This window comes from Paenibacillus sp. J5C2022 (genome assembly GCF_025567625.1).
In the GTDB taxonomy this organism is placed as follows: Bacteria; Bacillota; Bacilli; order Paenibacillales; family Paenibacillaceae; genus Pristimantibacillus.
In genome coordinates, this window is sequence record NZ_JAOQJC010000047.1 from 20,986 (window position 1) to 43,802 (window position 22,817).

The window sequence follows — 22,817 nt, forward strand, 5'->3', positions numbered from 1 at the left end:
AGGATCAATCTTCAGATGCTGGTCAAGGCATTGCGCTGCTTGACAGGCACACAAAAGGCCGGGCAAGAATGGTATCCCCCTCTTGCTCGGCCTTGTTGCCGCGGCAGCTGCCGCATCGCACTTCCTGCTGCCAGCGGAATCTCTATTGCTGCTGCATCGCACTTCCAGCTGCCAGCGTAACCTCTATTGCTTCAAATGTACAAGGAATGTCTTAATCTCATACGGTTTCAAGTGGAACGATAGCCGCTCGTCCGCAACAATGGTGCCAAGCGGACGCTCCATCAAGTCGCACTCCTGCCAGCTTGCAACCGGAAGTCCGCTCGTCATCTCGACCGTGCCGCGCGCACCCCCGTATTCATGCAGCCGCACGACCAGGCAATTGTCATCCTCGGCTTTCTTGACCGCATCGACCATCACGTGGCCGCCGTTCAGCTCCAGCATGGAGAACAACTGTTCAGCCGGGGCTCCCTTGCTGCACGCAAGCGGATTGTTAAGCGCCCATGCTTCGCGAACCGTATTGCCCTCCAGCCAGTCTCCGGCATGCGGCAGCAGCGAGTACGTAAAGCTGTGATGCCCGCGATCGGCATCCGGGTCAGGATGTGTCGCGGACTTGATCAGCGACAGTCTGATCGTGTCGTCCTTAATGTCGTAGCCATACTTGCAATCATTCATCAGGCTGACACCGTACCCTCTCTCCGACAAGTCGGCCCACTGCTGCCCCACCGTCTCGAAGCGGGCGTAATCCCAGCTTGTATTCCAGTGAGTAGGCCGCTTCACATTGCCGAACTGCACGTCATAGGTCGCTTCCGTCGCCCTGACGGATACCGGGAATGCCGCCTTCAGCAACTGTTGCGGCTCCTGCCAATCCGCTTCCGTCCTGAAGTCAATACGGCGTCCTTCCGCATAGAGGATCATCTCCTGCCGGATAACGGAATCCATATACCGCCATTGGAATCGCACGACAGCCTGCAGCGGTCCGATCTCCACCGCTTCGCATAGTTCCAGCTCGACAACCTCGCGGCATTTCTCCTGATAGAACAGATCGATATCCCATGCTTCATGGGCAAGCGGCTTATCTTCGAATACTTGCAGCACATTGCCTCGCATGCCGTCCGCCAGCACCTCGCGGCCGGCCGTTTTGTCCCAGATGGAGATCAGCTGGCCTTGCTCGTTCCAGCGAATCTCATAGTGCGGCGTATCGATGCCTTGTTCCTTCATCACGAACGGCGCATTGCGACCTGCTTGTTGCCCGCTGTCTTCCGCACTGAAGGCAATCGTCGACCAGCCCATGGACGGAATATTCGATACGAATACATGCCACTTGTCGCCGGTACGCTGCGACGGAATGACCGCGCCCTCCGCATCCTTCCACACTCCCGCTTCCTCGCTCCCTGCCGGAATGGACACCAGTTCACTGCGTACCCAGTTCGCACTATTGAAGACCGTAACCCGGCCATCGTCGCTGCCGTTATGCTTCATGCCAGTTGCAGCGGCCGTCCAGGCGGCCTGGGCCACCCCTTCGGCCTCCGCATATTCCAGCCTGCTGTCCTCGTATACTTCCTTGATGGAGGAGCCGGGAATAATGTCATGGAACTGATTGCGCAGCACGATCTTCCAGCCTTCGTTCAGCTCCGCTTGCGGATACGCCTTCCAGCCGGCCGCCAATACGCTGTTCATGCTGGAAAGCCATTCCGTCTCGCGGTACAGCAGCTCCAGCTTGCGGTTCATCCGCTTATTGTAGGCTTGGCTCGTATAGGTTCCTCTATGATATTCCAGGTACAGCTCTCCGTCCCAAGTGTGCACATAACGATCTGTATCCGACACCCGCTCCTGCAGCTTGCGGAAGTACTGGCCCGCCGTGCCCGTCTTCACTTGCGGAAGTCCTGGCATGTCATCGAGACGCCGGCGCATTTCAAGCATTTCCCTGTTCACCCCGCCGCCCCCGTCGCCATAGCCGTACGAGAGCAGCAACTCGCGGTTCACTTCCTTGTCGCGATATGCGTCCCAGATACCCTTCACCGTCTTCGGCGTTACGACGCCGTTATACGTATAGAACCAGGAGCCCGGCTGAGACCACGGCTCAGGCGTCGTAATGAAGTGTGTCAATATTTCCGTACCGTCAATGCCGCGCCACTTGAATGTGTCATGAGGCATCCGGTTATATTGATTCCAGCTGATCTTCGTCGTCATGAACGTGTTAATGCCGGATTTCTTCAGGATCTGCGGCAGCGCCCAGCTATAGCCGAATACATCCGGCAGCCATAAGTAATCGCATTCCGTACCGAACTCATCGCGCAGGAATCGGGTTCCGAGCAAGATCTGCCTGACGAGCGATTCGCCGCTTGTCAGATTGCAATCCGCCTCCAGCCACATGCCGCCGGCAGCTTCCCAGCGCCCTTCTCCTACACGTTCTTTAATCTTTTCATAGATATCGGGATAATCACCTTTAATGTATTCGTACAGCTGGGGTTGCGTCTGCAGAAATACATATTCCGGATACTGCTCCATCAGACGCAGCACAGTGGAGAAAGAACGCGCGCACTTCTCCCGCGTATGCTTCAAGCGCCATAGCCACGCCACATCGATATGTGTATGACCAATGCAATGAACCGTAACCGGATGATGCTTCCCGATCTTCTCCAGCTCCGCTTTCAACCGATCAATAGCTGCATAGACAGAAGCATAGAACACATCCGAACCGGGACGCGACCAGTCAATCAGACGAATCGCACCGTCCAGCGCGCCGAGCAGCATCGGGCGTTCCGTCGCATGTTCGCTCAGTTGCTTAATGGTTTCAAATGTCGCTTTGGACGTATAGTAAAGATCATCGGCAGCCTCATCCAGCCAGCAAATCTCCGACAGATTAATCGTATGCGCCTGATCCCTGGGCACACCGCCGCCTTCCAAGCCCGACCATAAGCGAATATCGAATGCAAGCTCGCTGCCGGCCGCATCTTCCGGTAGAAATACTTCCATATGATTGGAGTCCACTCCCTGATAAGGCTGTCCATTCAGGAAGAAGAGCGACTCGAAGCCGGAGTTGTTGCCTCCGCCCGTATCGCCGAAGTCGAACCGGCCCAGGATGCGCTTGCCTGACCATGCTTCCGGCACATCCGCTGTCGATCTTAACCATAGATATAGATCCCGGCCAATCCAGCGCTCTCCCTTCCGCATGACGGACCATTCACCTCCGGCCGGCGGGTATGCGGCAATCTCTCCGCTTAAGTCAACCTGGCTGTCCCATGCCGGAATCTGTATCGCATCCCGGTATCGATAAGCCGACAATTCGCGTATTCGAGCTTCAAGCTTTGATTCTGTCAGAAACATCGTTGTCCTCCTTCGGCACCAATAGATTGATCCCAATTAATTTGCTATTAAAGCGGCGGTGTTCCAGCCTACTTTGTACGATAAATCATACAAACGTTCCCACTCCACCAGCGATCCCAGCTTACTTTGTACGAAATTTCATACAAATGCCATGCTCCACCAGCGATTCCAGCCTACTTTGTACGAAATTTCATACAAATGACACGCTCCACCAGCGATCCCAGCCTACTTTGTACGAAATTTCATACAAATGACACGCCCCACCAGCGATTCCAGCCTACTTTGTACGAAATTTCATACAAATGACACGCTCCACCGGCGATTCCAGCCTACTTTGTACGAAATTTCATACAAATGACACGCCCCACCAGCGATTCCAGCCTACTTTGTACGAAATTTCATACAAATGACACGCCCCACCAGCGATCCCAGCCTACTTTGTACGAAATTTCATACAAATGACACGCTCCACCGGCGATCCCAGCCTACTTTGTACGAAATTTCATACAAATGACACGTTCCACCGGCGATTCCAGCCTACTTTGTACGAAATTTCATACAAATGACACGCTCCACCAGCGATCCCAGCCTACTTTGTACGAAATTTCATACAAATGACATGCCCCACCAGCGATCTCAGCCTACTTTGTACGAAAACTCGTTACCGCTTAGATACATTTGGTACGAGGCACGCTTGGCGGAGCTATGTGACCAAAATGAGTGATAGCCCACACTTTCCTCTACTTTTCCGAGTCTATATGACCATTTTGAGCGATAGCTCCTACTTTTCGGCGGAATGAGGTACGCTTGGCGGGGCTATATGAACAAAATGAGCGATTGCGCACAATTTCCACTTCTTTTCCGAGCCCATGTGACCATTTTGAGCGATAAGCCCCACCCTACTAGCTTTAGTACCTAAGTAGTTACGAAATTTCATACAAACGTCCCGCTTCACCAGCGATCCCTGAGCTCTACGCTTGCTTAGCGGGCCAATCAGCTAGGGATCGATTCACCAGCTGGCTTCCACGTCTGATTTGATATATGTTTTATGATCATATGTGAAAAATTATATCCTTTCAGCGGTGATGTGTAAACAAGGAAGATGTGCTGCCGCGCTCGATCCAGGTAACCGGGAGCACGCAGCTTTCCGCTGTCCTGCCCGTCTCCAGCCTGTTCATGATCATCTCGGCCGCTCTTCGTCCTATATCCCGGAACGGCTGTTCGATCGTCGTCAGAGGAACGACAGCTCCCGCCGAGGCGATGCTGTTGTCGAATCCGATGACCGACAGGTGATCCGGCACCTTCGCTCCAAGCTCCAATGCCGCTTTCATCAACTGCACGGCAACATAATCGTTTTCCGCTTGCACAGCCGTTACTTGATTGCTAAGCAGCTTCTCCACAATTTTTTTGAAGCTGCGTTCCGATCCCAATGAGCCCAGTTCCCTCAGAAAGTCCAGCAGGACAAGCTCGGCATCGCAAGGCAATCCGTTGTCCTTCAAAGCCTGACTGTAGCCCAAATAACGGTGCTTCACCGAGGAAGCCGCCTCAAGTCCGACACTGCTCACAAACGCAATCCGCTTATGACCCAGCTTGGCCAAATGGGAGGCCGCCATATACCCGCCCGCATAATTGTCCGATACGACGCTGCGGGCGGACGGGCCTTCAAAGTGCTTGTCGATAGTGACAATAGGGTAATCGTTCATATGCAAAGTGTGAACGTCTATATTGAAGCTGCTATTCGTCGGGTAGTAAATAATCCCCTTCATGCCCTGCTTGGGCAAAGTGCGCAGCAGCTCGCTCTCCTTAACCGTATTCTCGTGAGTGGTATGGACACTCAAGTGAAGCCCGCGTTTCTCCATCGCCTCGGAAGCTCCCTGAATATACTGGCTTAACCCATTCGCGGAAAATGACGGCAATATAAAGGCAACTGTATCATGCAAGCGCTCATGGCATTCGGATGCCCGCCACTCGCCGGCGCTTCTGACGAAGCTCCCGCTGCCTTGTTTGCGGTCAATATAGCCATGAAGCTCGAGCTCTTCCAATGCCCGTTTCACCGTAATGCGGCTTACCCCGTAATGCTTCGTTAATTCCAGTTCTGTCGGCAGCTGCTGCTCCGCCGCATACTTTCCTGCTTCAATATCCTCTCGAACGGCATCAAAAATTTGATGATACAGCGTTTTGGTTTCCATCTCTGCTCCTACCACCTTCTTCTATCCAACAATACCCGTACGCTCAACACTCTCTACAAAATATCGTTGAACGAAAATATACATGATGATCAATGGGGCCAATACGAGAAGCGCCCCTGTACTCATTATAAGCGATATATAAACCGGGTCCACTTCAAATGCTTCCGTCACGCCGGAGGCAATCGATGTCACCTGCGTGGACAGCACCTTCACCTTGTTAAAGTATAACGATACATAATAGCTGTCATTCCATTGCCAGACGAAGGAGAACAGGAGGACCGTCACGAGTGCCGGCGTCGCATTGGGCAAAATAATGCGAAAAAATGTTTTGCCTATCCCGTATCCGTCCACATAAGCCGCTTCCTCCAGCTCCTTCGGAACCGCCCGGAAAAATTGCCGGAATATATAAATGTACAGCCCCGTCTTCAATCCCATGGCCAGCATGGAGGAAATGATAAACGGCCACGGCGTATCGATCAAATTCATACTGCCTCCGGCAAACAAGCTCCCCAGTCCGAAGAAATCAAAATACCGGTACGTCATATAAGTCGGAATCATAATCGTCTGCGGCGGCACAACGATGGTGAAGACGACCAGCATGAACAGCACGCCGCTCCCCCAGAAGCGGAGCCTCGCAAAGGCGTATGCCGCCAAAGCGCAGGACACAAGCTGCAGCAGCGTCGTACCTGCCGAGATGAGCGTGGTGTTCAGGAAAGCAGTCCAGTAATCCATCGCTTCCATCGCCGTCTTGACGTTGTCCAGCGTAAAGTGGCGGGGAAGCCACAATACGGAAGGATCATACAGATCGTCCTTGACCCGGAACGCAATGGACAGCTTCATCATAATCGGATAGAGAATAATAAAGCACAGCCCCGTAATCAGAGTCGTCCGAAGCATCATCCAGCTCCAATGCTTCAAGCTTTCCAGAGGCTGCTTCTGCTCCAGACGCTCTCTCAGCGCATTAATGATGGACGGCATACTCTCCACCTCCAGTCATATTAGTCATAATAGAACACCCTCTTGGAAATAAACCAGCCGGACAACACGAGAATAATCGAAATGATAACAAAGTAGATCCATGACATCGCAGCGCTGACGCCGAACTCAAAGGAACGGAACGCCGTCTCGGAGATGAGTGTGATCATCTCGTTGCCGTTAAAGGAATCGATGATGGAATACACCGTATTCGTCAAAATAAGCGGAGAAGTCATCGGGAACGTTATTTTCCAAAAGAGCTCGTAGCCCGTCGCCCCCTCCATACGCGCCGATTCATACAACGAAGGGGAGATCGACTGGAGGCCTGCCAGGAAGATCAGAATCTGCACGCCGGATGAACTGATAATTTCATAGATGCGATCCACGGCGCCGGTCAAATAGTCGACGAACATCGTCCCCATCCCGGATTCCAGCAGCATCTTCTCCAGCTGGAAGCTTTGCAGCATACCGCTATCTTCCCCGCTTGCTCCGCTTGAGGTCATCATGCCCGCAATGAAGCTATTCGCATCCAGACTGGCAATCGCGCTGGAAGCCAGAATAACCGGCAGGAAAAACACGGATCTGGCGAATACCCGCCCTCTGAATCTCTGATTGAGCAGCACTGCTGCAAACAGGCTGAAAATGATAATGATCGGAACGTTCACGACCATATTCACAATCGCATCTGTCAGCGTGCGGTTGAAGGTAGGATGCGACAACAGCAACATGGCGAAATTGTTCAAGCCTTCATAATCCGTTACGAATCCGCCCTCGCTCAGCCTAAGCGTACTCATGCTGTAACGCAGCGACTGCAGCAGCGGAATGAGAAACAGGAAGAGGAAGCCGAACATGAACGGGGTGGCGAACAATAGGCCATACCATGCTTTCCGCTGTTCCAGTGTCCACTTTCTTCGAAGCATATTCACTCACCGCCCGTCCAATAGCTATTCGGAACGATAGCCGTTCCGTCGATGTCCACCGTCGCATCGCTGTAATTGACGATGATGCGAATCCCGTTCCCGAACGTCGTCTCATAGACGCCCTCCTGCAATTGGCGATGCTTCGATATCGTCTGCCCTTGCACCGCTTTCAGCACAGCATTCAGCTCCGTATAATACCGGACGCCGACATCCATCCAGTCCCGATAGTGAGCGGAATACAAATAATCGAAGTCCGTTCCTTTCGTAACGGACGGATCGGCATGGAACCATTGGAAGTAGACCGCCGAGCCTGTCTCCAGCGCTTTCAGCATCTGCCGGCGGACATCTCCCCGCTCCGCCATATTCCACGGCTCGCCCGCATAGCTGATATAGCCATGCAGCACCATCTGATAGAACGGAACATCCTCGTCTATTATCTGGAAGCGGCTGCTGCGCAGCGGAGCGTTCACGACCGTATCGGCGAATTGCAGCGCATACTGGTTGCCGCCGCTTACCATCAGCTCGTCGACAGCGGCATTGACCGCATGCAAGCTGTCGACGACGATTTCTTTCGCCGCCTGCCTGTTCACGAATCTTGATTCATGAAAGTCGGAATTCAGAGGCGTACCCAGATCGCTGAGCGACAGGCCGGATAGCTGCAGCTTCTCCGCTTGCTTCAGGAATGATTCCGTCGTGCCGAGCAATACTCCCGGAGACAGCACGTAATGCGAGAACTTCGATTTGTCCGCCATATAGTGAACCGGGCTGTACGAATATACGGCGGCGTCTTTTTTGTTCAAGAAAGTTGCTGCGCCTTTGTCCCCCTTGTACTTGTGCTGCAAAGCCACATCCGGAAAAAAAGCGATATCTTCTTGCCGCGTATATTGCGCAAGCCGGCGGAAATCCCGCTTGCCTCCCAGCCCGGCTTCCAGCTTGACCTTCTCCGGCGACTTATGGCGAATGCCGTCATTGAACCAGCCCTCGTATTGGAGCTGTATACGTCCGACGCCCGCTTCCTTCAGCTCCGTTAAAATATCGATCGCTTCATCAAAGGTCGTCAACGCCTCGGCGCGCTTGTACGGAATGCCGAGAAAGGATTTGTTCTTCATGAAAGCCCCCTCAAGCCGCAGCACGAACGGAATAGCGCTGTCGCTTGCTCGCCTCTGCCAGCCGTACTCCTTCGTCAGCCGCTCGCGGTACAATGCCGCCAGTCCGGAGTAAGAAGCGTCGCCTCCGCTCAGGAACTGATAGCTGACGCCAAGCTCGCCGCTATACTTTCCGGATTGAAATACGGGGATCGAGCTCGACTTGCTGCCGGAGGTGAGCGTAATATAATCCATCTGCATCAGCTCGAAACGCGCCGATACATGATTGTAGTCATGATGGCGGCCGCTCACATCCGCCGTTACGGATGCCAGAGCGTCTCCTTCTTCGATGACCGCCAGAAAGGCTGCATCGTTTTTGACCATGCCGAAGACAGGGAAGCGGATCGTCTCATTGCTTTGAACCTTCTCCTTGCGCATCACCGTCTCGTCAAGTCCGTAGACAGGCGCATCGTAAGGAGCGCTTGCCAGCTTGCCATTATTGAAGCGGATTAAGGCTCCCGAGCCGTCGGGAACGAACAGGTATCCTTCATCCGATGCGTCCGCCGCTCCGAAATAGTTCAGCAGATGGATCGATTGAATGGGATGCCGTTCATCATATTCCAATTCAGCGGCGGCGATCGAAGCGACGAATCGGTCTCCTTCCAGCCTGTACTGTACCGGAACATGGAACTGTAGGCCGGTTCCTTCCGCCGCTTCCAGGCCGTTGGCCTGATTATCCTTGGCCGCCTCTTCGCTCGTATAGCCGGCGGCTTCCAGCACGGCAGCTATTTCTTCGACGACGAAGTTCTGCATCTTTCTCGGCGTGTATATGCCCGTCTCCTCGTCGAGATCGAATCTAAGCCTCACCTTGGTCCGGATATCCTCATCCGTAATCTTGGCCAATATGACACTCTCGAAGCGTTCCTTGCTGATCGCCAGCGGAATGACATCTCTCCCCTTGGCGGCATTGCCGAACGTATAGCTGACCTTCACGCCGTCCGGAATGGACGCAATCGAGAATTGTCCCCTCTTCACACTGTCGTCATAGCTGTTGAACGTCTTAAGCTGACCGTCTTCATTGTAATAAGTTAGCGTCAGTTGCGAGGACAGCATGGACTTGAACAACGGCGAAGCCTTCTCGTCCGCATCCCGCAGAGGGGGATTGGAGTGCCAGACGTGACCGGTTCCCTTCTGCTCCAGCGCAATCTCCGCCGTCTCCCGCGATATATAGAACTTTAAAGCTTCATTCTCCGCGACAGCCTGCATACCGCTTGCCGGAGAAGCGCTGCTCTGCCGGCCTTGTTCGGGGCCTTTCTCTATGACGCGCTTCTGGTCTTGCTTGGTTTCAGGCTTCGTCTCTTCCCCGGCATCTTGCTTCACTGCCAGTGCCGCATTGCCGTTCCCGCTTCCCTCCGTCGCACCGGCAGGAATAAGGCCATCCGCTGTCCAGAAGAGCAGGGCAAGCATGCATATGACGAGGGTGATCTTCATTCCGGATTTTCTCACGCTAACCCTCCTTTACAATCGGAAAATAACTTCGGTATAAATCGCCGAGAAGAATGACAGCATCTGCTGCAGAATGCTGAAGACGAGCAGCGCCAAAAACAACAGGATGCCAATGACGACTACTGTAAGAAGCATCGTCACAGCCGTCTTGCCCGGCGTATATTGATGGACCGTCATCGTGCCTGTGAACAGCAGGATCAGAAACCAGATGAAAGCGATAGAGTCCAGCAAATAGTAAAACGTACTCTCTTCTTGCGTAATAATGCGGCTCAGCAATATTTGCGGCAAATAGATCACGATGAAAGGAAGCAGCGAGTAGCCGGTTGCCAGTATAATCTCCCGGAACTTGCCTTCCCCGTCCATCAATGTGGTCAGCGACCAGTTCGCAATGGCCCACAAGGCGACAGGAAGCAGCACCAGTCGCAGCTGAGCCAGACTATTCAGCTCATCGGGATTGTTGTTATTCACGACAAAGCCGCTGTATTGATACTTTAAAATCATCGTCAGCCCCAGCAGCAGCACAATGCCGACGGCTATCCCCAATCTGCCCTTGCCCTCGAACTTCATCTCCCAGAAGCCCTTGATCGGGTGAGTCATCGTATAAAGCGGATTGCTCCATATCCCGCTCTCTGTGTAAAGCCCACCAGCTCCTCGCCTGCGCTTCCATCGCTTCCATATGGCCGGTGCGAGCAGCAGCAGCAAAAATCCGCCGGCCAAATAACCGAAGTTGCGCTCGATCCACTCCTCGCGATAACGCTTGAATGCTTCGGAGTAATAAGCGCGGTTACTGCCCAGCTCGAAGCTTCGCATCGCTCCGGCATTGTCGCCTTCCTTGAGCAGCGCTTTTCCAATGCCGACATAGGCAATTTCATTGTTGCGGTTCAGCCTCAGCACTTCCTGCCATTGCTGCTTGGCCAGTGCCGCTTCGCCATTGTATTGAGCGATCGTCGCCTTTCGGATTGCGCTTCCATACGGAGTAGGGGAAAAAGCGGTTATTTGTCCCAATCCTTTGTCCAGCACATAAAGCGTCTCCTCCCATTTCCCGAGCGCTGCCGGAGAGCGGAACCTCCCCTCCTGATTGCCGATTCCTCCGAATTGGTGGAGCATCTGCCCGTCTTTGTCGTACGTGAAGATGCGGCCTCGTTTAAAATCCAGCCCGTGATAGATGCCGGCCTCGTCGGATTGTACAGCAACGAAGATCGAGCTGCCCGGCACGCTGCCAATCTCCAAATAGTGAATATCGCCCTTCGGAGGGAATGAGCCTTCTCTCCGCAAAATATCAATGCCCGATGGGTTCAATCGTTTAATTGGCGCCTCCGAATTGATTTCGGGAGTTGTCGTGTACAGAAAACCCTCGCTGTCGATATTCATATTATTGAACTCCAGCGGCACGAACTGCACCATTTTGTCCCGCTGCTCGGAGGTAGACAAGCGCTTCCAGAGCAAATCGACGGGGTTGAAACGTACGCGGTTCGTTCCGATGAAGCCGTTAAATCCGCCATCGGCATCGAATTCCATAATCCCTTCATACGCATTCTTGCTGATAACATACAAGCGCTTCGCTTTATCCAGCGCCACCTTGGAGGGGCTGAATTGAAAGCTGCCTCTTATAAATGAAGAATGCGGCGCTTCAATCGTCTTCACGAATCGCCCGTCTTCCGTCAGATGAACGACCCTTCCATTGCCCGTGTCCGCTATATAAAGATGACCGTTGTCTTCATCTACAAATAGGCCTTCGGGCCGCAGAAAGCCATCTTCCTTGCCATCATGCCGAAACGAATCCAGCACGGCGGCCGAGCGCTCTTCCATATCGAACACAACTATCCGGTTATTACCCGTGTCGGCCACGTAAGCCGTGCCATTCCCGATATACAAGTCCTCCGGCGACGAGAAAGGCGCAAGCCCCATATCCTCCGCACGAATGATGTCTTCAGGCCAATAAGGGAGCGGCGCCGGAGCAGCCTCCTTCTCATAGGAATACAAATACCCCGGATAAATCGAGGCATGCGCTTCAAGCGGAGCGAAGGCCAGCATCATAAGGGCCGTCATCAGCATCGTGATATGTTTAAGTCTCAATCTGCCCTCACCCCCTATTCCTTCATGCCCGACGTCGACATCGTCTGAATCACATTGCTCTGCGTCACGATAAAGACGATGATCGGCACCAGCATCATCAGCAAAGTGACGGCTGCGAAAGCGCCGGTACGGGAAATCCCTCCCGCCAATATTTGGCTGAACGCATAGTCCATCGTTTTCAATTGCTCGCTGTAAATAAATTTTTGCGCCGTTGCGTTCACCGTCCATAATTGCTGGAACGAGAAAATAATAAGCGTAAGCCAGGCAGGCTTGACCGTCGGCATGACGATGGACCAGAACACCCTGTATTCACCCGCACCGTCAATCTTGGCGGCCTCCAGCAGCGCATCCGGTATCTGCTCCATGAACTGCTTCATCAAATACAATCCTAATGAATAGCCGAAAGCGGGAATGATCAGCGCCCCGTAATGGTTAATGAGCCCCAGCCATGACATCGTCATGTAATTGGGAATAGCCGTTACATGGGGGGAGAACATCAGCGACAGCACGACCATGGAGAACAACACCGCGCTGCCCCTGAACTTGATCTTGGCCAGCGGATAGGCTGCGGCGGAGGCCAGCAGCACATGACCGGCCGTACCGATGATGGCGATAAAGAACGTATTGAATATATACCTCGAGAACGGTACCCATGAGTTGGAGAAAATAAGCACCAAGTCGTAAAAATTGTCCAGCGTCGGATTGCGAACAAAAAATCGCGGCGGAAACAGAAAAATCTCGTCCATCGGCTTAAACGCATTGCTGATTATAAATAGAAGGGGCAAGCCCATAAACGCCGCTACAGCGCCGATGAAAACAGACAGCATAATCGTCACCGGCAAGGAACGGTTAAGCCGCTTTCTGGGCAAAAGCATTCGAAGCTGGTTCATTCGTGTCAATCCCCCACTTTCTTCAGGAAGCGCTGCGTCAGCAGATTCGTTCCCAGCATGATGCCGAACAGAACAGTCGCAATCGCCGATGCGTATCCCATCTCGAATCGGATCGTTCCATAGTCCATCAGATGCGTCACAATCGTATGCGCCGCATAATCCGTGCTGGGAAAGCCCGCCAGATAGATGCTGACCTCCGCTACGGCGAACGAAGTCGTAATTTGGATGACGGCGCCGAACATAAGCTGCGGCCTCATCGACGGCAGCGTAATGTACCACAGCTCCTGCCAGCGGTTTTTGATCCCGTCCATCGCTCCCGCCTCGAACAAGGTGCGATCAATGCCTTGCAAGCCGGCGATAAATGCCAGGAATGCGGTTCCAAGGCTAAGCCACAACTGAACAAGGATGACGATAGCCAGCATCCACTGGGGGTCCTGCAGCCACTGGACCGGCTCCGTAATGAACCCCCAACGAATGAGAAACGCATTCACATAACCATATGAATCGCTATGGAACATAATTTGCCATATTAAAAAAGCATTGCCCGAGATCGAAGGCGCATAGAGGATGAGCGTAATAATCGACCTGAACCTGGGCGGCAGCTCATTGATGAGCCAGGCGAACAGGAAGCAAGCCATATAGCTGGCAGGTCCGGTAATGGCCGCGAACAGCAACGTATTTTTCAGCGCGGTCAGATAGACATCGTCCTTGACGAACAGTCGCACATAATTGTCCCAGCCAATCCACTTCGGAAACTCCAGCATGTTGAAGTTCGTAAAGCTGAGCCCGAAGGACAGCACGACAGGGAATACAGTAAAGGCAAAGAAGATAATAAAGTACGGGGCCAGCAACACATAAGCATGCTTCTTCACGCTTATATCCCGGCCGATTGAAGCGGCGGCCGTTATGATTTTATTTCCATTCGCGTTACGGATAACCATCACCTCAGTTCGTAAGCGGAAGATTGAATTCTTTCCGTTTGATCGTAATTTCTTCATTGATGGCGCGCACGTACAAGTCTATCGTCTCCCTCGCATCGTCGCCGCCGATGACAACGCGGCGGAATGCATTGTCCAGATGTCGGCCGGTAAAGTATCCGCCGGGAACTTCCGGGATACCTCTTACCCAGCGCCACTGCTCCTTCAGCACGTTCAGATCGGCTACCGGCCACGGCAGCTGCTCCAGCGCTTCCACATGGGCTGCGGGATATCGTCCCGCCGGTCCCAGGAGTCCTTCCATCTCGCGTCCGAATGCAATCTGCGCGTCCTTGTCCGTCCACCACTTCAGGAACTCCCATGCCGCCTCCTTGTCTTCCGTCTGCTGGAACATAATCGCTCCGAAGCCTCTGCTGGACACTTCTCTTCTTATCTCACCTTCCGCCGTTCTGACACCCGGCACTGGAGCGAATCCCCATAATCCCCTGATTTCCGGCGCGCTGACGCTCAGATGATTGTACGTGTCGTATTCCGCAATGCCGATCGGCATTTCTCCTGTACGAAACCGGTTAGGGAAGTCGAACATAATCGGCAGCTTATAGTTGACATAGAGCTCCGTCCACTTCCTGAACGCCTGCACGGACGGTTCGGCATCAATCGCGCTGGCCATGCCGCCTTCCCGATACAATTCACCGTCATGCTGATACAGCAGCATCGCGAATGCGGGATTGGGCGGCAGCTGTTGAGTGACACCGGTACCCGCCGACGATACCGTCTGCTGCGGCAAGCCGAACTCCAGGTTGTTCTTCTGCAGATGCGGGATCATAGCATACACATCGTCCCATGTCTGCGGCACTTCCAGCCCCAGCTCGTTCAGAATATCCTTGCGGTAGAAGAGCACCGGGAATATTTGTTGCTCCGGAAGCGCGAACACACCTTCATTGTAGCGGTAGGGCACTACAGCACTTTCATGGAAGCGCTGCGACACTTCCTCGAAGTCCGGGAATGCGCTCAAGTCATAAAGCGCGCTTCGCATCGCGAAATTGACCGGCACATCGTTGCCGACCTGTATCGCCACATCCGGTCCTTGCCCGGCCAAGGTGGCAGCCAGCAGCACATCCGCGGATACGAGCCGCAGATTGACTGGCACTCCGGATTTCACTGTAAAATCGTTGTCGATCATTCTTTTCACAATCTGAGCCTGGTCCCGTCCTGTCGTGACCCACACTGCAATCGGCTTCTGCGCATCTTCGTGCACTTGCCCGATGCTGTCATAGTCTTCGATGAATGAAGCGCCGAACGCAGACAGCTCATGTACAGCCTTCTGCCACCAGGACGCTTTCGCCTTGGGCAGCTTGCTGTCGGGGGAAGATGCAATCAGGTAGTCGATCGACAGCGGCTGCTCCTTCACTTGCAATATCCAGGTGCTGACAGCGCCGACATTCGTCTTGAACCGCTCCAGTCTCGACGGAACGCTGTCCGGCTCCTTCGCCATGTCGCTTAATTGGTAGGATATCGTCCGCAGGATAGCCGTCCGGTCCGTCGTCTTGCCGCTATATCCTTCCATCATGTCAGCCAAGGAGGCAAGCACAGCGCTTTGCCGCTCCATTATGCCCGGCATCTCCGGCAGCCTCTCATCCAGCTGATAGTCCCGGAAAGGGTCCGGCACGGTGCCGGTAAAGCTGATGATCGTCCGGTACAGCTCGTTCAGCGCAAGAACGCTCGATTCGGCAGTCCGGAGCACAGGAGCCATCTCTCCAAGCGTCACTTCCAGCCTGATCGCATGCTTGCCCTTCGTGAAGTGGAACAGATAAGGCTCTCCATCATCCTCATTGCGCAATATATGCATGCCCCAATCCGGGCCGTAAGGGAAGGACACTCGCTCCATCTCGCGGAATGGCGTCTTGCCGTCAATCGTCAGCGCTCTGGTAGAGGTCAAGCCGCGCGCATAAGATTGCTTGGCCTTGAAAGCCAGCTGATACAAGCCGTCCTCCGGAATATCGATCTCCCACTCCATCCATTGTCCCGGCATTCTCCAGTTATTTCCGCCTATTGCATTTAATCTGATTTTGGATACATGATACGGCTCTGAAGTTGGCGAGCGCTCCATAATGGGGTACAAGGTAGGACTGGATTTCCACTCAGCATCCTCGCCTTGCTTTTTGATCACAATTGAGCGATCTACCACCTTTAAGTCCTGCTGCTCATATATGTTCAATTGATCCTTATAATCAATAGTGCTTTCAGACTGATGCAGCGTAAGCGATTCAATGACAACCGGCTCACGCAGTGAAGCCAGAGAGAGTGTATTGCCGCCCTTGTGAAAATAAAATAAGTAAGGCTCCTCGTAGTATCCCGTCATATCCCTCAACTGCACATCTTGCCAGCCGGACTCCTCTGCTTGCACAGGCCTGATATCATTCCCTCGCTCATCCCGCTGAATGCCAGCACCCGCGTTTTTCCATCGGCGCTGCAAATAAATACTGCCGGATTCCGCGAAGGGAAGCTCCCCGTTAATGTATAAGGCTCTTTCGATATCCGTATTTTTGCCAGGCACATTGTAGTAGCGAACGCTAATATAATATAACCCCGCTTCCGGCACATCGAACGCCCACGTCATCATGCCCGTCTCATCCGTAAGCAAGGCTCCGTCTTCTGCGGCATTGCTGTCTCGATACAGCCCGGGCTTCATTCCGTCTGCTCTCTCATAGCTTGTTGCTCGTACGACAATCGTTTCATCCGGCATCGGCTTGTCTTGATGCTGCAGCCTGTACTGCTCATATCCGTTCTCCCTAAGCGTAAGCCCCGTCAGCTCCGAGACTTGGTCGCGATCGACCATCCCTTTGGCGGAGGAATGCGGTGCGCTCGCTTGAGTCGCCATCAATATAGCTGCAGTGCACAGCATGGCTATCCATCTGTATTTGAATAAACGTTGTCGCAAGGCGCAGGTCCCCCTTTACTCATGAATGCCACCGCCGCTGACAAGCGGCAGTGGCACCAACAGAGCAGCATTTCTTCTTACTTCATCACTTGATTCATAGCAGCTTCGAACTGCGGCTTAATCTTCTCAATCGCCGTAGCCGGCGTTTCCTTGCCATCTTTCATATTGTTGAATGCGCCTTCAATGATTTTTTCCGCTTCCGGATAAGCATAGTAGCTGATATAAGTAATTTTGTTGCCCATTTGCTTGATCGTGTCGATGATTTCAGGTGAAGGATAAGTATTCTCCATGCTTTCGTCGATCAGCGCTTGAATTTCAGGATACTGCGATCTCCACAATGAGATTTCATCAAGAATTTTTGCAGCCGCTTCCGCATTTTTGGACATCTTGGCTATCGCCCACATATTTCCGAATGGCGTGTTCGTGCCGTAATCATCCGCTTTTGGACCTCTTGGCCAAAATACGAAGCCTAACTCATCGGTCATGTTTTCTTTATAGTTGCCGATCTCCCATGTGAATGCGGTTACCATAGCCGTCTTGCCTTTAATGAACTGCTGGTTATGGTCCTCGCCGCTTACGTCGATCACTTTGTGCGTATTGTACAGATCATAATAAGCTTGCGAGGCTTCCATCGCATTCGGGCTGTCCAGGGAGAACTTGTAAGAGCCGTCTTCCGCTACATCGACTGCCCCATTGTTGGAATAAATATATTGATGGAATATCTCTTTCGGATTGCCCGCGATGCCGTATACGTCAACCTTGCCGTCTCCATCTGTATCTTTTGTAGCCGCTTTGGCGATTTCAAGGAATTTGTCCCACGTCCATTCACCGCTTTGCTGAAGCGCGTATGGGTCTTCCAGTCCCATGCTTTGGAACAACGTTTTGTTATACCACAGGCCGAATGGCGACGGACCGCCATCTACAAGACCGTATTGCTTGCCGTTGTAAGCCCCGCCTTCAAGCATCCACTTGGGCATTTTCTCCGAATCGATCTTCAGCAGATCGTCCAGTTCGGCAACGAATCCGTCGTTGACCAGCTTGGGGAACATCCAGAACAGCTCCAGCCGCACGATATCCGCGAACGGCTCTCCGCCTAGCGAAGTTGTCGTGAATTGCTCCACCATTTGACCGTAATCGACCTTTACATACTCAATTTTCGCATTATATTTTTTTTCCGCTTTTTCAATCAATTCAATTTGCAGCTCGTCAATAAGCGAGCGCTCCTCTTCCTTCACAGCCCGAGGGTCGGCATCCCACCATGCGCCAATCTTGATCGTCTGACCGCCAAGGTCAATCTTCTCCTCGACCGCCCCGTCATCCGGCTTTTCCTCCGTAGTCTCCGGAGCAGGCGTAGCAGTTTCCTTTACAGTCTCCTTGCCTGGAGCCTCCTCTTGCCCGTTATTCCCGGAACAACCTGCCATAACCAATACAAGTGCAAGAACAAGCAGAAGAACAATCCCTTTAGACAGCGTCCATTTTTGCATACGATTACCCCTTTATCGATTAATTTGCAAACACATGTCCAATCATGCCGTTAACGATCGCCCCGCTCTCCCCTCCTTTTTAAGCGCTTACATTCACTTTGAAAAAATGACTTAGCAAACCTTGTTTTTCGTTCAAGCAGCAACTTCCACTTAATTTGATATACCATAAAGTCCACTAAGTGATTTTTATTATATTCATTGAGGGATCATTTGTAAATATGTTGTTATGTTTTTTATGATTAATTCTAATATTTAATATACTAAATAATTAACCTGTGACATAATTCAACTTGCCAGTTGCACACTTTCCCGCCTCTAACCGAGGCCGCATCGCTTGCTGCTGCCCATTCGTATGCTTGGACATCGTACCGCTATTGCGGCCAAGCAAAAAAAATCCCCTTGAGCTATTGATTCAATAGCTCAAGGGGATTTTTCCCGCCTTTCTTGGAACTCCAATTGCGTTCGCCGCCTAAGAAGCGGGACCTGTCGATTCCCGTTCAATCCATGCAACATCAATTTTTTCCCTCCGTTGCTGCTGGGAGAAGCCCTGCTCAATTTGCTCCAGAATAATGGAAGCCGCCATGCTTCCAATCTGGCAAAAGTTCTGTTCGACTGTCGTAACAGGACGCTCTACACTTCGAGAAATCTCGTGATTGTCAAAACCGACGATGGATAACTGTTCGGGAACCTTCACCCCCAGCTCCAATGCTGCCCAAAGCAGTTCGACTGCAATATGATCATGCTCGGCTTGAATAGCTGTCACGCCCAGCTCGTGCAACTGTTCGATCATGGCCTTGTAATAGGTTCTGCTTTCCTTCTGATCGAACTTGTCATAGAAGTCGGTTATAATCAGGTCCGTATTAATGGCCAGGTCCGCCTCGCGCAGCGCGGCGCAATATCCGTAGAAGCGGTCTCTGACGGAGCTGCGGTACTCGATACCGATGCTGGAGACGAAGGCGATACGGCTGTGCCCTCGTTTAATGAGCTCCGTACAGATCATATATCCGCCCTTGTAATTGTCCGACACGACACTGCTTACCGGGACGTTGTCGTAATATTGGTCAATCGTAACGACGGGATATTGGTTCATATAATGCGAGTACAGGACTTCAATATTTCTTTGCGTGCTTACCGGATAGAGGATAATGCCCGCTATTTCCCTGCGCGGCAAAGAAGTAAGAAATTCCTTCTCCTTCTTGTAATTCCAGTTGCTCGTGTGAATCGTCAAGTAGTAGCCCTTGGAATCGAGATAATCCGCCGCTCCTTGTATATAGCCCAGCAAGCCGCTTGAATCCACGTACGGCAGCACCATGGCGACCATCTTGCCAATATCGTACGCTTCCGTCTGCTTTTGCTGTCCTCTTTTCTTAACGTAGCTTCCGCTGCCTCTCCTTCTGAATATATAACCGTCCCGTTCCAGCTCCAGCAATGCGCGCTTGGACGTGATGATACTGACGCCATACGAATCGGCCAGCATCGCTTCCGTCGGCAGTTGCTGGTCTTCTTTCAGCTCTCCCGATTCTATTTTTTGCAGAAGCTCCTCGTATATTTTTCTGTAAAGCGGTCTCTTGCCCCTGTCCACGCCTTCACCTGACCTTTCCGTTTCCCTGCCGTCAAGCGCAAGCTTGATCATTCAATAAAGTATATCAAATTTAATTATATATTAACAGTTTCGTGTGAAAAGTTATACGATTTCGATTGTACAGCTCCCCAGCTCTTGCTCTCCCCAGAGCAATTGAAGCTTATCGCCATCCGCCAAAGCTGCCACTCCTGCCGGAGTTCCCGTGAACAACAAGTCCCCTTCTCCAAGCCCGTAATGAGTACCGACATAATGAATAAGCTCCGCTACGGGAAAGAGCATATCGCGAACGCAGCCTTGCTGAGCCGCAAGGCCGTTGCGATAAAGCGTGAAGGTGTGCTCCTGCAGTTCCTTCTCGCCGGGATACGGCAACCATTGGCCCAGCGGTGCCGATTGTTGGAAGCCCTTGGCCGGCAGCCACGGCTGGCCTTTCGCTTTCAGCTTCGACTGCACATCCCGCAAAGTCAGATCGAGCCCCAGCGTCATTCCCTCTATGCAAGCATGGGGGTCGGTTCCCGGCTCATAAGCCCGGCCCATCCGAAGCACGACTTCCAATTCGAAGTGCACCTCGCCTTGCTTGCCGGGAATGCGAATAACTCCGCCGGACATTGCCGATGCCGCATGAGAAGGCTTCATGAACACAAGCGGTTCATTCGGAACCACATTGCCCAGCTCCAGCGCATGCAGGCGATAATTGCGTCCGATACAGTAAATATTTCGAATCTTGCTCCAATTGTCCATGTTCGCTTACCTGCCTTCATGAATGTAGTTGACTGGCCGTAAGGCCATTAGCTCTTCTTCTGCTCGGCGATGCGCTCAGCCAGCTCGCTTAGCTCCGCCCAGCGGTCCATCAGCCCCTCGAGCTTCTCATTAAGTTGTTGCTGTTCTTCCGCCAGCTCCTGAAGCCGCATCGCATCGCTCGCCGCCGCCTCCATCCCTTGCTCGACAGCTTCCAGCTCCGCTTCCGCCGAAGCGATCCAATCTTCAATCTGCTCGTAATCCCGCTGTTCCTTATAAGACATGCGAAGCGTCTTCTCGCTTCCCCGGGACTTCCCTCCATCCTGCACCGCGTTCGGAACGGCTGCGTCAGCCTTGGACCTCGCTGCATTTCCATTGCCTCCCGCCGCATCCAAGCCGCTCTCTCCCTTCTGCCGCTTGTCCGCGTATGCTACATAATCGGAATAGTTCCCCGTGTGCACCGTCAGCTCCGGACTTCCCTCGAACGCAATAATTTTGTCCACCGTTCGGTCCAGGAAGTAGCGGTCATGGGAGACCACGAACACAACGCCGGGGAAATCATCCAGGTAATCTTCCAGAATGGTCAGCGTCGCAATATCCAGATCGTTCGTCGGCTCGTCCAGCAACAGAACGTTGGGCGCATCCATCAGTACCCGCAGCAGCTGCAGCCGGCGCTTCTCGCCGCCCGACAGCTTGGCGATCGGCGACCATTGCATGACGGGAGGGAACAGGAAGCGCTCCAGCATCTGCCCGGCCGAGATCGTCGTCCCGTCGGCCGTCTTCACTTGCTCTGCGCTTTCCCGAATATATTCGATGACCCGCAGCGACTCGTCCATCTCTTCGCGTTCTTGCGAGAACCAGCCCAGCTTCACCGTTGGACCAAGCTCGACATCGCCTTCCTTCGGCTCCAGCTTGCTCCCGATCAGCTTCAGCAGCGTCGACTTGCCGCTTCCGTTGCGTCCCACGATGCCTACCCTGTCTTCGGGAACCGCGATATAGCTGAAATCCGAGAAGAGCGCTCTATCGCCGAAGCTCATCGACACATCATGAAGCTCCACGATTTTCCTGCCTAACCGCGACGATGCGACGGATAGCTCCAGCTTGCCGCTGCCCGCCTTCGGGCCTGCCTCCTTCAGAGCTTCATAGCGTTCAATCCGCGCCTTCTGCTTCGTCGTACGCGCCTTGGCGCCGCGGGATATCCATGCCAGCTCTTGGCGCAGCAGGTTTTGCCGCTTCGACTCGGAAGCCGCTTCCCGCTCCTCGCGCTCCAGCTTCAGCTCCAGGAAGCGGCTGTAATTCGCTTCATAGAAATAAGCGCTCCCCCGGTCCAGCTCAATAACCCGATTGCTGACGCGATCCAGGAAGTAGCGGTCGTGCGTAATCATGAGCAGCGCTCCGGATCGCTTCTGCAGCATGCCCTCCAGCCAAGCGACCGACTCATTGTCGATATGGTTCGTCGGCTCGTCCAATATTAGAATATCCGACGGCAGCAGCAACGCCGCCGCCATCGCCACCCGCTTGCGCTGACCGCCCGACATCGTCTCCACCCGAGCATAGTAATCCGTAATACCCAGCTTCGACAGCGCTGTCTTCGCTTCGCTTTCCAGCTGCCATGCGTCCAGCTCATCCATCTTCGCATTGGCCGCAATCAGCTTCTGCTGCAGCGATTCGTCGCCAGGATTCAGCTCCAGCGCCTCCATAGCCGCCGCATAGGCCTGCACAGCGCGCAGCTGGGGGGAATCTCCGCCAAGCACATGCTCCAGAGCCGATTCGCCGTCCTGGAATTGCGGATCTTGCGAGAGCATGCGGACGACGACCCGATTGCCTGTCGACACGGCTCCGGAATCCGGCGGCTCGATGCCCGCAATCACCTTCAGGAAGGTGGACTTGCCCGTGCCGTTCACGCCGATAATGCCGATCTTGTCGCCTTCCTCCACACCGAACGTCACATCTTGGAACAATACCTTCTCGCCATAGCTCTTCGAAATATGTTCAACCGATAATAAATGCATATCGCAAACCTACTTTATCCATATAGTGGTGCCGCCTGCGAGGCAGCTACATTAACATGATAGCACACAGCCTGATCAGACGCATGCCCGTTGAGTGCTCCTGCAACTGCTGTCGTAGCCATCTCCCAGGCGCACTGGTGAAAACAAGCAGGCCCATGCG

At 53.2% G+C, this 22,817-nt stretch carries 13 protein-coding genes; all 13 read right to left on the reverse strand.

Annotation, left to right across the window (positions count from 1 at the left end):
- Window positions 1-183: 183 nt before the first annotated feature.
- The 13 genes from M6D81_RS26735 to M6D81_RS26795 all read right to left on the reverse strand — a co-directional run bounded on the left by M6D81_RS26735 (window position 184) and on the right by M6D81_RS26795 (window position 22,657).
- A complete protein-coding gene (locus tag M6D81_RS26735; protein WP_262680239.1) occupies window positions 184-3,327 on the reverse strand; it encodes an alpha-mannosidase in 3,144 nt (1,047 codons plus the stop codon).
- 1,076 nt (window positions 3,328-4,403) lie between these two features.
- Complete coding sequence (locus M6D81_RS26740; protein ID WP_262680240.1) at window positions 4,404-5,516, reverse strand: GntR family transcriptional regulator; 1,113 nt, start codon at window positions 5,514-5,516, stop codon at window positions 4,404-4,406.
- A gap of 21 nt (window positions 5,517-5,537) precedes the next feature.
- Window positions 5,538-6,494: a carbohydrate ABC transporter permease gene (locus tag M6D81_RS26745; protein ID WP_262680241.1), complete on the reverse strand. Its 957-nt coding sequence runs from the start codon at window positions 6,492-6,494 to the stop codon at window positions 5,538-5,540.
- Between the two features lie 20 nt (window positions 6,495-6,514).
- On the reverse strand, window positions 6,515-7,411 hold the full coding sequence (locus tag M6D81_RS26750; RefSeq protein ID WP_262680242.1) for a carbohydrate ABC transporter permease: 897 nt from the start codon (window positions 7,409-7,411) through the stop codon (window positions 6,515-6,517).
- Between the two features lie 2 nt (window positions 7,412-7,413).
- Window positions 7,414-10,002 carry a DUF5696 domain-containing protein gene (locus tag M6D81_RS26755; RefSeq protein ID WP_262680244.1) on the reverse strand — a complete coding sequence of 863 codons (2,589 nt, stop codon included), beginning with the start codon at window positions 10,000-10,002 and terminating at the stop codon, window positions 7,414-7,416.
- Window positions 10,003-10,014: 12 nt separating this feature from the next.
- Complete coding sequence (locus tag M6D81_RS26760) at window positions 10,015-12,078, reverse strand: YIP1 family protein (RefSeq protein ID WP_262680246.1); 2,064 nt, start codon at window positions 12,076-12,078, stop codon at window positions 10,015-10,017.
- Between the two features lie 14 nt (window positions 12,079-12,092).
- Complete coding sequence (locus M6D81_RS26765) at window positions 12,093-12,968, reverse strand: carbohydrate ABC transporter permease (protein ID WP_262680247.1); 876 nt, start codon at window positions 12,966-12,968, stop codon at window positions 12,093-12,095.
- A gap of 5 nt (window positions 12,969-12,973) precedes the next feature.
- Window positions 12,974-13,909: a carbohydrate ABC transporter permease gene (locus tag M6D81_RS26770; protein WP_262680248.1), complete on the reverse strand. Its 936-nt coding sequence runs from the start codon at window positions 13,907-13,909 to the stop codon at window positions 12,974-12,976.
- Between the two features lie 4 nt (window positions 13,910-13,913).
- Window positions 13,914-16,844 carry an extracellular solute-binding protein gene (locus tag M6D81_RS26775; protein ID WP_262680249.1) on the reverse strand — a complete coding sequence of 977 codons (2,931 nt, stop codon included), beginning with the start codon at window positions 16,842-16,844 and terminating at the stop codon, window positions 13,914-13,916.
- Between the two features lie 77 nt (window positions 16,845-16,921).
- On the reverse strand, window positions 16,922-18,328 hold the full coding sequence (locus M6D81_RS26780) for an ABC transporter substrate-binding protein (protein ID WP_262680250.1): 1,407 nt from the start codon (window positions 18,326-18,328) through the stop codon (window positions 16,922-16,924).
- A 469-nt stretch (window positions 18,329-18,797) separates the two neighbouring features.
- Window positions 18,798-19,961, reverse strand: coding sequence for a GntR family transcriptional regulator (locus M6D81_RS26785; RefSeq protein ID WP_262680251.1), 1,164 nt, complete (start codon window positions 19,959-19,961; stop codon window positions 18,798-18,800).
- 51 nt (window positions 19,962-20,012) lie between these two features.
- Window positions 20,013-20,648, reverse strand: coding sequence for a fumarylacetoacetate hydrolase family protein (locus M6D81_RS26790; RefSeq protein WP_262680252.1), 636 nt, complete (start codon window positions 20,646-20,648; stop codon window positions 20,013-20,015).
- 47 nt (window positions 20,649-20,695) lie between these two features.
- Complete coding sequence (locus M6D81_RS26795) at window positions 20,696-22,657, reverse strand: ABC-F family ATP-binding cassette domain-containing protein (protein WP_262680253.1); 1,962 nt, start codon at window positions 22,655-22,657, stop codon at window positions 20,696-20,698.
- Window positions 22,658-22,817 lie beyond the last annotated feature (160 nt).

Excerpts from the sequence above, each read along its gene's own strand:
- M6D81_RS26795 (WP_262680253.1), bottom strand. The coding sequence starts at position 22,657 with ATGCATTTATTATCGGTTGAACATATTTCGAAGAGCTATGGCGAGAAG.
- M6D81_RS26770 (WP_262680248.1), bottom strand. The coding sequence starts at position 13,909 with ATGGTTATCCGTAACGCGAATGGAAATAAAATCATAACGGCCGCCGCT.
- M6D81_RS26745 (WP_262680241.1), bottom strand. The coding sequence starts at position 6,494 with ATGCCGTCCATCATTAATGCGCTGAGAGAGCGTCTGGAGCAGAAGCAG.
- M6D81_RS26790 (WP_262680252.1), bottom strand. The coding sequence starts at position 20,648 with ATGGACAATTGGAGCAAGATTCGAAATATTTACTGTATCGGACGCAAT.
- M6D81_RS26750 (WP_262680242.1), bottom strand. The coding sequence starts at position 7,411 with ATGCTTCGAAGAAAGTGGACACTGGAACAGCGGAAAGCATGGTATGGC.
- M6D81_RS26735 (WP_262680239.1), bottom strand. The coding sequence starts at position 3,327 with ATGTTTCTGACAGAATCAAAGCTTGAAGCTCGAATACGCGAATTGTCG.
- M6D81_RS26780 (WP_262680250.1), bottom strand. The coding sequence starts at position 18,328 with ATGCAAAAATGGACGCTGTCTAAAGGGATTGTTCTTCTGCTTGTTCTT.
- M6D81_RS26740 (WP_262680240.1), bottom strand. The coding sequence starts at position 5,516 with ATGGAAACCAAAACGCTGTATCATCAAATTTTTGATGCCGTTCGAGAG.
- M6D81_RS26785 (WP_262680251.1), bottom strand. The coding sequence starts at position 19,961 with ATGATCAAGCTTGCGCTTGACGGCAGGGAAACGGAAAGGTCAGGTGAA.
- M6D81_RS26765 (WP_262680247.1), bottom strand. The coding sequence starts at position 12,968 with ATGAACCAGCTTCGAATGCTTTTGCCCAGAAAGCGGCTTAACCGTTCC.